Source organism: Blastomonas sp. CCH1-A6, assembly GCF_001556365.1.
GTDB lineage: Bacteria > Pseudomonadota > Alphaproteobacteria > Sphingomonadales > Sphingomonadaceae > Blastomonas > Blastomonas ursincola.
Genome location: NZ_LSIS01000268.1, coordinates 1 through 10,636 on the forward strand (window position 1 = coordinate 1; position 10,636 = coordinate 10,636).

A 10,636-nucleotide genomic window follows, 5' to 3' on the forward strand; every position below is an offset into this window, starting at 1 on the left:
CCCCGGCTACACCCGCCGCTGCTGTCACCGGCCAGGCTGCACCCGCGACCCCGGCTGCTCCCGCTGCCACCACGACCAATCCCGCTCCCGCCGCAACCCCCGCCACCGGCTCTGCCACCGGCACGCCCGGGGCGTCCGAGGCGCTGTCCCAGGCGCTCGATGACGTGGCGGGCAATGGCAAGCCGCTCACGCTCAGCCTGCAGATCCTGGTCGTCATGGGTCTGCTCACCATCCTGCCGTCGATGGTGCTGATGATGACCAGCTTCACGCGCATCATCATCGTGCTGTCGATCCTGCGCCAGGCGCTCGGCCTGCAGCAGACGCCGCCCAATCAGGTGCTGATCGGCCTGGCGCTGTTCCTGTCGATGTTCGTGATGGCCCCCACCTTTACCCAGATCAACGATCGGGCGGTCGCACCTTATGCTGCCGACACGATCGAGCTGGAAACCGCGATCCAGATCTCTGGCGAGGAATTCCACAAGTTCATGATCAAGCAGACGCGTCAGACCGATCTCAAGCTGTTCATGGACATGGCCAAGGCCAAGCCGGTTGCTGCGCCGAAGGATATCCCCTTCTCGATCCTGCTGCCTGCCTTCGTCACCAGCGAGCTCAAGACCGCGTTCCAGATCGGCTTCATGATCTTCCTGCCGTTCCTGGTGATCGACCTGGTCGTCGCCTCCACGCTGATGGCCCTGGGCATGATGATGCTGTCGCCCACGATCATCTCGATGCCGTTCAAGCTGCTGCTGTTCGTGCTCGTCGATGGCTGGGCGCTCACCATGGGCTCGCTCGCCGGATCGTTCGTGAATTAGTTAACCCGGTCCCCTGCGCCCCCTCCGTTTGTCCCGAGCGAAGTCGAGGGACGTGATCGGAAAGGGTGGCGCAGACGTCCCTCGACACGCTCGGGACAAACGGGGACCTGATTGGATCGCACGCTGATATGGAACAGACCGACTATTTCATTGGCCTGGCGCAGCAGACGCTGTGGATCACGGCGCTGGCCTCGGCCCCGCTGCTGATCCCCGCGCTGCTGGTCGGCGTGCTGCTGGGCATGGTCCAGGCGGCGACCTCGATCAACGAGGCGACCTTGAGCTTTGTACCCAAGCTGGTCGTGCTCGGCGTGATTCTCGCGCTGTTCGGCGGGTCGATCCTGTACCTGATCGCCGATTTCACCGTCGAGATGTACAGCCGCATTCCGGATTTGCTGCTGTGATCGCACCGGGCTTTGTCGGCGTCGAAGCGCAATTGTGGATCTGGATCATGGCGATGATCCGGCCCGGCGCGGCGTTGATGGCAGCCCCCGTGTTCGGTGCGACCTCGGTTCCGCTCCAGGTACGCATCATCCTGTCGGCGATGATCGGCATCGCCGCGACCAACAGCGCCACCATCAACCTGCCCGATGCAACGCTGGTCAGCTATACCGGCTTCCTGTTCATCATCGGCGAGATCGTCTGCGGCGTCGCCATCGGCTTCGCGCTGCAGATCGGCTATTCCGCCGCCTTCGTCGCGGGCGAGCTGATCAGCAACGCGATGGGCCTGGGCTTTGCCTCGATGGCCGATCCGCAGAGCGGCCAGTCGAGCCCCGTGATCGGCAGCTTCCTGTCGATCATCGCGGTGCTGCTGCTGCTCGCGATCGACGGGCACCTGATGCTTATCGCGATCATCGTGCGCAGCTACGAGGCGCTGCCGCCGGGCGATGCGATGCTCTCGCCGCGGCTGATCATGGACCTGGTCGAATTCGGCGCGATGCTGTTCTCGATGGGCCTGGTGATCGCGCTGCCGGTCGGCGCCGCGCTGATCATCGTCCAGCTGGTCATGGCGATGCTCGCGCGATCGGCGCCGCAGCTCAACCTCTTTTCGGTCGGCATCCCCGTGGCGGTGCTGGCCGGCATCGTGCTGCTCGCGATCGCAGCGCCGGTGCTTGCCGATGGCGTGATGCGCGCAATGGAAACCGGGCTGGAACAGTCCGAAGTCATGGCAGGGGAGGGCTGACGCGATGGCAGACGGCCCTTCAGGTGGTGGCGAAAAAACCGAACTCCCTACCGAGAAGCGGCTCAGGGAGTCGCGGGAAAAGGGTGATGTCCTCCAGTCCAAGGAACTCGGCACCGCGATGATCATCATCGGCGGCACGATGGCCTTCGTGCTGTTCGGCGACATGATGGTCTCGTCCATTGCCGGCATGCTGCGCGCCGCTCTGGTGTTCGACATCTATCAGGCGACCGATTTCAACGTCGGCCAGCGCACGCTCAGCTTGCTGATGCCGCTGGCCCTGCCGTTCGGTGGGCTGTTCCTGTTCCTGCTGGTCGCCTGCGTGGCGACGCCTGCCGCGCTCGGTTCGCTTGGCTTCCGCTGGAGCGCCATTCAGCCCAAGGCATCGAAGATGAACCCGATGTCGGGCCTGAAGCGCATGTTCGGCACGCACGGCCTGATCGAGCTGGTCAAGTCGATGGCCAAGGTGCTGCTGATGGGCACGATCGGCGTGGTCATGATCATGTCGATGCTGCCGCAGATGGCTGAGCTCGGCCATGGCGACGTGCGCCAGGGCATTGCCGCGTTCGGCGACCTGTTCTCGATGACGCTGATGGCGATGGCGGGCGCGCTCGGCCTGATCGCGCTGATCGACGTTCCGGCGCAATGGTTCCAGCGCAACCGGAAGCTGATGATGACCAAGCAGGAGGTCAAGGACGAGCACAAGGAGGTCGAAGGTTCGCCCGAGCTCAAGCAGGCGGTGCGCCGGCGGCAGTACGAAGTGCTCAACGGCTCGACCCGCAAGGCGGTCGAGGATGCGACCGTTCTGCTGGTCAACCCGACCCATTTCGCGATCGCGCTGCGCTATGACCGCGAGCGCGATCCCGCCCCGGTGGTGCTGGCGCGCGGGCGCGGGGCGATCGCCCAGGCGATGCGCGAACTGGCGATGGAGCGCGGCCTCACGATCCTGCGCTACCCGGAGCTTACGCGAGCGATCTACTTCACGTCGAAGCCCGGCCAGATCATCGACGAGCGGCTGTACCTCGCCGCCGCGACGCTGCTCGCCTTCGTTTTCCGCATCAACGAGAAGATGGATGTGGGCTTCGGCCAGCCCGAACTCGACGTGCCCAGCGACCTGCGTTTCGACATGGACGGCAAGCCGCAGAAATGAGTCGGAAAAGGCCTTAAGCCCGCCCGCACCGCGCCGTTAATCCTTTCAGAAGGAACTGGTGATGGTCACGAATAGCGGAATTTCCAACGTCATTACCGGCTTTACCGGCGTCAACAGCGCCCAGCTGGTCAACGATCTCGTCACGGCCCAGCTCGAGCCGAAACAGTCGGATGTCCGCGAGCGACAGAATCTGAACCAGGCACGCATTTCCGCCCTCGCCTCGGCTTCGTCGGCGCTCGAGACCTTCTCCAAGGCGCTGGGCGAAGTGCTCAACGGTCGCCAGCTCACCGGCAATCTCGTCTCGACCCGGGGCGATCTGGTCGCCGCCAGCTTCATCCCCGGCCAGAAGCCGCAGGGCCTGCCCGCCACGGTGCAGGTCAGCCAGCTCGCCGCCGCGCAGAGCATGGTCTCGGCCAGCAGCTTTGCCAGCACCAGCTCGACGGTCGGCGAAGGATCGCTGACCATCACGACCTCGGCAGGCAGCTTCAACGTCACCATCAATTCGACCAATAATTCGCTCGGCGGCCTGCGCGACGCGATCAATGCGACCAACAGCGGTGTCACCGCCAGCATCGTCACCGACAACAGCGGTTCGCGGCTGGTGATGCGCGGCAGGGAAGGCGCCGCCAACAGCTTCACCGTCACCGGATCGGGCGGCGCGGCAACGCTCGATGCCTTTGCCTTTCCCCCGGCAGGCGGCGCGGGCATGAACTCGGTCACCACGGCGCGCGACAGCATCATCAACGTCAACGGCATCCAGCTGACCAACGCCAGCAACCAGATCGACACCGCCGTTCCCGGCGTGCGCATCAACCTGCTCGCGGCGGCGCCCGGCACCAATGTCGTGATCAGCGGCGACCAGCCGACCTCGTCGGTCAAGGATATCGTCAACGAGTTCGTGACCGCCTATAACGATCTGCGCGGTGCGCTGAATTCGGCGACTGCGCCGGGTCTCGATGGCGCGAGCGGCGGTCCGCTGGCCGGCGAACGGGCCGCACGCGACATGATGCGCTCGATGGCCTCGCTGACCACCAAGCAGCTCACCGACACCGGCGCCTATCGCTCGCTCGCCGATATCGGCGTCAAGACCAACCGCGACGGCACGCTGACGCTGGATTCGGTCAAGTTCGACCGCGCACTCGCTGCCGATCCCGAAGGCATTGCCCGGATGCTCGAGCCGGCGACGCCGACCGCGGGCAATCCTGGCCTCGCCAAGGCGTTCGAGGATGTGAAGACCGCGCTCAAGGCACCCAACGGCTCGCTGACCGGCGCGCAGAACCGCCTGAACAAGATCGCCTCCGACCTGACCAAGATGATGGAGAAGGTCGAGGAGGACAGCGACAAGTATCGCGAGCAGCTCGAAAAGACCTTCGCCGCCATGGACCGCCAGCTCACCGTGCTGCGCTCTACCCAGAGCTATATCGAGCAGCAGGTGTCCGTCTGGACCAACAGCGGCGACAACTGAGACAACCAAAACACATAGAATGACAAGGAAAACCGCATGAGCTTCATCTCTCCGCGTCGCCACATGGGCAGCTATCAGGCCGTCGATACGGTCAGCCGTGTCGAGGGCGCCAGCCCGCACCAGCTGGTCGTCATCCTGTTCGACGAGCTGCTGCTGCGGCTCGATGCGGCGATCCGTCATGCCCAGCGCGGCGAGGCGGTGCCGATGATCCAGGCCCGCGCCCGCGCATCGGCCATCGTCATCGCGCTGGAAGAAAGCCTGGACTTCGAAAAGGGCGGTGAACTCGCGCTCGCGCTCGCCCGCATCTATCGCGAGGCCAGCCGCCGCATCAACGCCGCGATGAGCCCCGACAAGGTCGACGTGCTGATGTCCGCGCGCCAGATGCTCGCCGAGATCGCCGAAGCCTGGAAGCGCATCGCCCCGAAATGAGCGGCTTGCCGCAGGATTATCCTGTCGGCCATTCCGACAGGATGGTCGCGACATCGAAATAGTCGCGCCAGTAGCGGATTCTTCCGTCCTCGATCTCGAACACGCCCGTCACCGGCAACTCGACCCATTTGTCGACCAGCCGGTGCCGGTCCAGCCGTTCGAGCATCACCACATTTCCACCGACCGCCGAGCGCAGAACGCGAAACTCGTTCTCCAGCGTCGGCGAGAAAAATGGTTGCAGCACCGCCCGGATGCCATCTGGTCCATGCACCGTCCTGAGCGGCGGTGGATTGATATATTCGCAATCCGGCGCGACCCATTGCAGCGCGGAGTCATAGTCGAGCGGTTCCATCGCCTTCAGAAAGGCGAGCGCGACGGCGAGCGGATCGGTATTGGACATGCGACGGGTCTCCTGCAGCTGAGCGGGCAGGGCGCCGAGATCAGCGTCGCAAGGCCAATACGTCGCACGTCATGCGCGAAATTATCGCGCCGGGTAGCGCAGCCGTCCCAGAAAGCGCGACAGGCTCAGGCTCTCGCCCTTGTTCGTCCATTTGGCCTTGGCTTTCTCGAACTGCATCACATTGTCGATGCGGCGTTCGAGGAACGCGTGGGTGTCGGCGAAATCGGGGCTTTCGTCGTCGAGAAACGCCATCAGCGTCGAGCCATAGACGCCCGAGAGGATCATGCGCTTGGTATAGTGGTTGTAATCGGTGGCGGTATCTCCCGCGAGCCGCCACATCAGGTCGGCCGTGCGCCACGAGATTCGCGCGGTGCGGGCGAGATTGGCGGGCAGCGCCATGATCGCGGTCGCGCGGCGCAGCGCCTCGCGCTGGTGCGCCACCGCCTCGAAGCGGAAGGCGACGAGCGCGCGGATACGTTCGCGGATCTTCATCGCGGCGATGCGCTCGGGCGGAAAGGCTTCGATCATCTGCGCGTCGATATGGCCGATCCAGGCATCGATCATGTCCATCGGCCCGGTGTCGAAGGCGAGCGTCGCAAGGCCTGGCTCCACGCCCTGTGCAGCGGCGGCGGCATCGCGCGCGGTTGGCGTCCAGCCGTCGAAAACGGCCTCGTCGGCAATGAACGGCGGCAGGAACTGGCGCACCTCGTCCATCGTCGGGTCGGCGGGCAGGGTGTCGAGCTTGGTCGGGCGGTACATCGGTCGTGCCTCCATGAATGCTCCCACAGTTAGGGAGCCGGGGGCGAAGCTGCAAGCCGCGCCGCGCGCCGCGCTTCAGGCAGGCGCACCAGCACCAGCGCGACGCCGATCAGGACCATCCCGATCGTGTCGAAGAGCGACAATGTCTCGCCGAATACCCGCCAGCCGATCAGCGCGGCGATCGCGGGCTGGCTGAGCAGCGCGATGCCCAGCACCACCGGAGAGAAATGGCTGACCGCATAGACCATCGCCCCCTGGCCGAAGAGCTGGCAGACCAGAGCGAGCAGCAGCACCGGCGTCCAGTCGGTCGGCCAGACCGGCTCGCCCAGCAGCACCGCGATACAAAGCATCGGGCCGATGCCGAAGATGGTCGACCAGACCAGCACCGACCAGCTGCCCATCTCGCCCCGGACGTGGCGGATGCTGAGCAGATAGACCACGTAGAGCACGCCCGCCAGCAGGCAGAAAAGATCGCCGACCAGATTGCGGACATCGAGCTCGTAACTGCTGCCCATCAGCAACCCAGCGCCGAGGATCGCGAATGCCACTGCGCCCAGTTCCGCCCGATGCGGCCAGACGCGACCGATGACGAAGCCATAGACGACCAGCATCACGCTGCCCATGTTGCCGAACAGTGTCGAATTGGCGAGCTTGGTGCGTTCGATGCCGAAATTCCAGCTGGCCAGATCGAGCGCGAAGGCGATGCCGCTCAAGACCAGCAGCCACCAGATCGATGACCGATAACCGCCGAGTGGCTCGCGCTGCTGCAGTGCGATGACGGTCAGCACCGGCAGCGCGAGCGTCAGCCGCCAGAAACCGGCGGAAACCGGCCCGGTATCGGCCATGCGCACGAACAGCGGCCCGGTGGCGAGCGCGACATTGGCGAGGATCAGCGCGAGGATCGCGAGAATCCCGCCCCGCTCGGTTGCTTTTGTCATCATCGGCCTTTAGCCATTCGGTTAAACGCTGTCGCGGGGCTTTTCCCGATGGCGCGCGAAGGAGAGATGCTGCCCATGCCCACCCTGTTCGATCCTGTCCAGCTTGGCGCGATCAGCTGCCCCAATCGCATCCTGATGGCGCCGCTCACCCGCTGCCGCGCGACACGTGCGCACGTGCCGGTGCCGCTGATGGGCGAATATTATGCGCAGCGCGCCAGCGCGGGGCTGATCATCTCCGAAGCGACCGGGATCAGCCCGGAGGGGCTAGGGACGCCCTATGCGCCGGGCATCTGGAACGACGAGCAGGTCGAAGGCTGGAAGCCGGTGGTCGAGCGCGTGCACCAGGCAGGCGGGCGGATCATCTGCCAGCTCTGGCATATGGGGCGGCTGGTGCATCCCGATTTCAACGGCGGCAAGCCCCCGGTCTCGGCCTCGGCGACGCGGTTCGACTATCACGCGCATACCTATGAGGGGACCAAGCCCTATGAGACCGCGCGCGCGCTCGAGGTCGGTGAAATCCCGCGCATCCTCGACGATTATGCCCGCGCGACCGAGAATGCGCGCCGCGCTGGCTTCGACGGGGTGCAGATTCACGCCGCCAATGGCTATCTGATCGACCAGTTTCTGCGCTCCTCGTCCAACCTGCGCGACGACGATTATGGCGGCGCGGTCGAGAACCGCATCCGCCTGCTGGGCGAGGTGGCGCAGCACCTGGTCGGGGTCTGGAGCCACGACCATGTCTCGGTGCGCCTGTCGCCCAATGGCGAGACGCAGGGGGTGAACGACGCGACGCCCGAAGCGACATTTACCGCCGCCGCCGCGCTGCTCGACAGGATCGGCATCGCGTTCCTCGAACTGCGCGAGCCGCCGATGGACGGCACCTTCGGGGCGAGCGACGTGCCGCCGGTCAGCCCGCACATCCGCAAGGTGTTCTCGGGTCCGCTGGTGCTCAACAGCGATTACGATCACGACAAGGCGGTCGCGGCGATGGCGGGCGGCATTCCCGATGCGATCAGCTTCGGTCGCACCTTCCTTGCCAATCCGGACTTGCCCGCGCGTCTCGCGGTCAATGCGCCGCTCAATCCGGACAATCCGGCGCGCTGGTATGGCAGCACGCCCGAAGGCTATACCGATTACCCGACCATGGACGAACAGGGAATCCAGCCCGAGGCCGCTGCCGCGTCATGATCGCCAGTGGCCAGCCCTGGCTGATCAGCGCGGTGCTGCTAGGCACGGCGCTGGCGCTGCTGCTGGCCGAGGCGCTCTTCCCGCGCCGCCATCGCAGCCTGCCGGCGGCTAGGCGCTGGCCCGCGCATATCGGCTTCGTGCTGGTCAACATGCCGATCGAGCGCGGGGTGCAGGCGCTCATCTTCATTGCGCTGTTCGGTGCGGTGACGGGCTATGCGCCGCAGCCCGATTTCGGCCTGCTGCCGATGACCGGCCTGCCCGGCTGGGCGCAGGGGATCACCGCGATCCTGCTGCTCGATCTGGCGGTCTGGGCGCAGCACTGGGCGACGCATCGCGTTCCGCTGCTCTGGCGGATGCACCGGGTGCACCATGCCGATCGCGATCTCGACATGTCGACCGCGCTGCGCTTTCACCCGCTCGAGATCGCCCTGTCGATGCTGTTCAAGATGGGCGTGGCACTCGCGCTCGGTGCGCCGCTCTGGGCATTGATCGTGTTCGAGCTGCTGCTCGCGCTGCTGCCGATGTTCAACCATGCCAATCTGGCGCTTCCGCTTTGGCTTGACGCCGTGCTTCGGCTCGTCATCGTCACGCCCGACATGCACCGGGTGCATCACAGCACCCGCCGCATCGAGCATGACAGCAATTATGGCTTCTGCCTGTCGATCTGGGACCGGCTGCTTGGCACCTATCGGGCGCGGCCGAGCGGCGGGCATGACGCGATGACCATCGGTCTTATCGACTATCCCGGTCAGGAGACTGCGCGCTTCGGATGGGCGATGCGGCTTCCGTTTCGCTAAGTAGATCAACAAAACATTGAAATGAAAGCCGAAAAGCCCAATTGGGGCGGACAAGCCTGCCGATCACCGGGGGCAGGGAGAGCGCGACGACCATGCCCTTGCTGAGCAACATCCTGGCCGAACGGCAGAGCTTCGTCACGCATCTCGAATGCTCGATGACCGGCGAGCGCTGCGAGGCCGACCAGGTGCACGGGCTCTCGCGCGTCGGGCGGCCGTTGCTGGTGCGCTATGACCTTGCCGCCCTCGCTGCGCATCTGGACCGCGATGCGCTCGAGCGGCGCGATACCGATCTATGGCGCTGGCGCGAGCTGCTGCCGGTGCGGCAGACGCGCGATATCGTCAGCCTGGGCGAGATCGAGACGCCGTTGGTGCCGCTTCCCCGGGCAGGCGGGTCGAATGTGCTGGTCAAGGACGAGGGGCGGCTGCCTACCGGATCGTTCAAGGCGCGCGGGCTGGTGATGGCGGTGTCGATGGCCAAGGCGCTGGGCGTGACGCGCATCGCGATGCCGACCAACGGCAATGCGGGCGCAGCGCTCGCGGCCTATGCCACGCGCTGCGGCATCGAGACGGTGGTTTTCTGCCCCGACGACACGCCCGAGATCAACGTCCGCGAGATCGCGCTACAGGGGGCGCGGGTCTGGCGGGTCAACGGGCTGATCGACGATTGCGGCGCGATCGTCGCCGAAGGCGCGAAACAGGGCCGCTGGTACGATGTCTCGACGCTCAAGGAGCCCTATCGGATCGAGGGCAAGAAGACGATGGGGCTGGAGCTCGCCGCGCAGTTCGGCTGGCGACTGCCCGATGCGATTTTCTACCCCACCGGCGGCGGCACCGGACTGATCGGCATGTGGAAGGCGTTCGACGAGCTCGAGACCCTGGGTTGGATCGGCCCCGAGCGGCCGAAGATGTTCGCGGTCCAGGCTGCAGGCTGCGCGCCGATCGTCAAGGCGTTCGACGACGGGGTCGAGCATGCCGAGCGCTGGGAGAATGCCGAGACGATCGCAGCGGGCATCCGCGTGCCCCGCGCGGTCGGCGATTTCCTGATCCTGCGCGCGGTGCGCGAAAGCGGCGGCAAGGCGCTGGCGGTGGGCGATGACGCGATCGAACACGCGGTGGTGCAGGCGGCCAAGCAGGATGGGCTGCTGCTCTGTCCCGAAGGCGGCGCGACGCTGGCGGCCTATCACGATGCGCTAGCCGCCGGTCTTGTCGGCAAGAGCGATCGGGTGGTGCTGTTCAACTGCGCGACGGGGCTCAAATACCCGATGCCCGACGATTCCCGCACGCTCGACCGCCACGCGTCCATCGATTTCGACGCGCTCTAGACCCTGTTCGCATTTGATGGAATCAAAAGCTGGGTCTAACTCTCTGTTTTGCCGTGATTTCCGAGCCGTGAAATGTTCCATTTCACTCGAAATCACTCTAGGTTTCTCGCCTTCCCGTCATTCCCGCGAACGCGGGAATCCCGCTTTGCCCGCAAGCCTGGCGCAGAAGCGGGACCCCCGCTTTCGCGGGGGTGACGAC

12 protein-coding genes are annotated in these 10,636 nt (G+C 65.4%); 9 read left to right on the plus strand and 3 right to left on the minus strand.

Annotation, left to right across the window (positions count from 1 at the left end; genetic code table 11):
• The 6 genes from fliP to AX735_RS12805 form a co-directional block, all read left to right on the plus strand.
• Window positions 1-812, plus strand: an 812-nt coding sequence (gene fliP / locus AX735_RS12780) for a flagellar type III secretion system pore protein FliP (RefSeq protein ID WP_066280734.1), incomplete at its 5' end; no start/stop codon positions are given.
• A gap of 128 nt (window positions 813-940) precedes the next feature.
• The gene (locus AX735_RS12785) at window positions 941-1,213 is read left to right on the plus strand and encodes a flagellar biosynthetic protein FliQ (protein ID WP_060979449.1); all 273 of its coding nucleotides are present in this window, start codon (window positions 941-943) and stop codon (window positions 1,211-1,213) included.
• Window positions 1,210-1,992 carry a flagellar biosynthetic protein FliR gene (gene fliR / locus AX735_RS12790; RefSeq protein ID WP_066280742.1) on the plus strand — a complete coding sequence of 261 codons (783 nt, stop codon included), beginning with the start codon at window positions 1,210-1,212 and terminating at the stop codon, window positions 1,990-1,992. Before AX735_RS12785 ends, fliR begins: the two co-directional genes overlap by 4 nt.
• Before the next feature lie 4 nt (window positions 1,993-1,996).
• Window positions 1,997-3,139, plus strand: coding sequence for an EscU/YscU/HrcU family type III secretion system export apparatus switch protein (locus AX735_RS12795; RefSeq protein WP_066280746.1), 1,143 nt, complete (start codon window positions 1,997-1,999; stop codon window positions 3,137-3,139).
• A gap of 61 nt (window positions 3,140-3,200) precedes the next feature.
• The gene (gene fliD, locus AX735_RS12800; protein ID WP_066280748.1) at window positions 3,201-4,604 is read left to right on the plus strand and encodes a flagellar filament capping protein FliD; all 1,404 of its coding nucleotides are present in this window, start codon (window positions 3,201-3,203) and stop codon (window positions 4,602-4,604) included.
• Window positions 4,605-4,640: 36 nt separating this feature from the next.
• On the plus strand, window positions 4,641-5,033 hold the full coding sequence (locus tag AX735_RS12805; protein WP_060979453.1) for a flagellar export chaperone FliS: 393 nt from the start codon (window positions 4,641-4,643) through the stop codon (window positions 5,031-5,033).
• Window positions 5,034-5,049: 16 nt separating this feature from the next.
• Here AX735_RS12805 and AX735_RS12810 read toward each other — a convergent pair whose 3' ends face one another.
• From AX735_RS12810 to AX735_RS12820, 3 genes are all read right to left on the minus strand, one after another.
• Window positions 5,050-5,433, minus strand: coding sequence for a limonene-1,2-epoxide hydrolase family protein (locus tag AX735_RS12810; protein WP_066280750.1), 384 nt, complete (start codon window positions 5,431-5,433; stop codon window positions 5,050-5,052).
• Window positions 5,434-5,514: 81 nt separating this feature from the next.
• Window positions 5,515-6,207 (minus strand): COQ9 family protein, encoded by a 693-nt coding sequence (locus AX735_RS12815; protein ID WP_231750107.1) that lies wholly within the window; start codon window positions 6,205-6,207, stop codon window positions 5,515-5,517.
• Window positions 6,208-6,221: 14 nt separating this feature from the next.
• Complete coding sequence (locus tag AX735_RS12820) at window positions 6,222-7,133, minus strand: DMT family transporter (protein ID WP_231750108.1); 912 nt, start codon at window positions 7,131-7,133, stop codon at window positions 6,222-6,224.
• Between the two features lie 72 nt (window positions 7,134-7,205).
• On the opposite strand from AX735_RS12820, the gene AX735_RS12825 reads away from it, so the two are divergent.
• The 3 genes from AX735_RS12825 (at window position 7,206) to AX735_RS12835 (ending at window position 10,437) form a co-directional block, all read left to right on the plus strand.
• Window positions 7,206-8,318 (plus strand): alkene reductase, encoded by a 1,113-nt coding sequence (locus AX735_RS12825; protein ID WP_066280761.1) that lies wholly within the window; start codon window positions 7,206-7,208, stop codon window positions 8,316-8,318.
• Window positions 8,315-9,115 (plus strand): sterol desaturase family protein, encoded by an 801-nt coding sequence (locus AX735_RS12830; protein WP_066280756.1) that lies wholly within the window; start codon window positions 8,315-8,317, stop codon window positions 9,113-9,115. Before AX735_RS12825 ends, AX735_RS12830 begins: the two co-directional genes overlap by 4 nt.
• Before the next feature lie 92 nt (window positions 9,116-9,207).
• Entirely contained in the window at window positions 9,208-10,437 is a 1,230-nt protein-coding gene (locus AX735_RS12835; RefSeq protein ID WP_066280758.1) for a threonine synthase, read from the plus strand.
• The last annotated feature ends 199 nt before the right edge of the window (window positions 10,438-10,636 follow it).

Excerpts from the sequence above, each read along its gene's own strand:
- AX735_RS12820 (WP_231750108.1), bottom strand. The coding sequence starts at position 7,133 with ATGATGACAAAAGCAACCGAGCGGGGCGGGATTCTCGCGATCCTCGCG.
- AX735_RS12795 (WP_066280746.1), top strand. The coding sequence starts at position 1,997 with ATGGCAGACGGCCCTTCAGGTGGTGGCGAAAAAACCGAACTCCCTACC.
- AX735_RS12785 (WP_060979449.1), top strand. The coding sequence starts at position 941 with ATGGAACAGACCGACTATTTCATTGGCCTGGCGCAGCAGACGCTGTGG.
- AX735_RS12815 (WP_231750107.1), bottom strand. The coding sequence starts at position 6,207 with ATGGAGGCACGACCGATGTACCGCCCGACCAAGCTCGACACCCTGCCC.
- fliD (WP_066280748.1), top strand. The coding sequence starts at position 3,201 with ATGGTCACGAATAGCGGAATTTCCAACGTCATTACCGGCTTTACCGGC.
- AX735_RS12825 (WP_066280761.1), top strand. The coding sequence starts at position 7,206 with ATGCCCACCCTGTTCGATCCTGTCCAGCTTGGCGCGATCAGCTGCCCC.
- AX735_RS12805 (WP_060979453.1), top strand. The coding sequence starts at position 4,641 with ATGAGCTTCATCTCTCCGCGTCGCCACATGGGCAGCTATCAGGCCGTC.
- AX735_RS12835 (WP_066280758.1), top strand. The coding sequence starts at position 9,208 with ATGCCCTTGCTGAGCAACATCCTGGCCGAACGGCAGAGCTTCGTCACG.
- AX735_RS12830 (WP_066280756.1), top strand. The coding sequence starts at position 8,315 with ATGATCGCCAGTGGCCAGCCCTGGCTGATCAGCGCGGTGCTGCTAGGC.
- AX735_RS12810 (WP_066280750.1), bottom strand. The coding sequence starts at position 5,433 with ATGTCCAATACCGATCCGCTCGCCGTCGCGCTCGCCTTTCTGAAGGCG.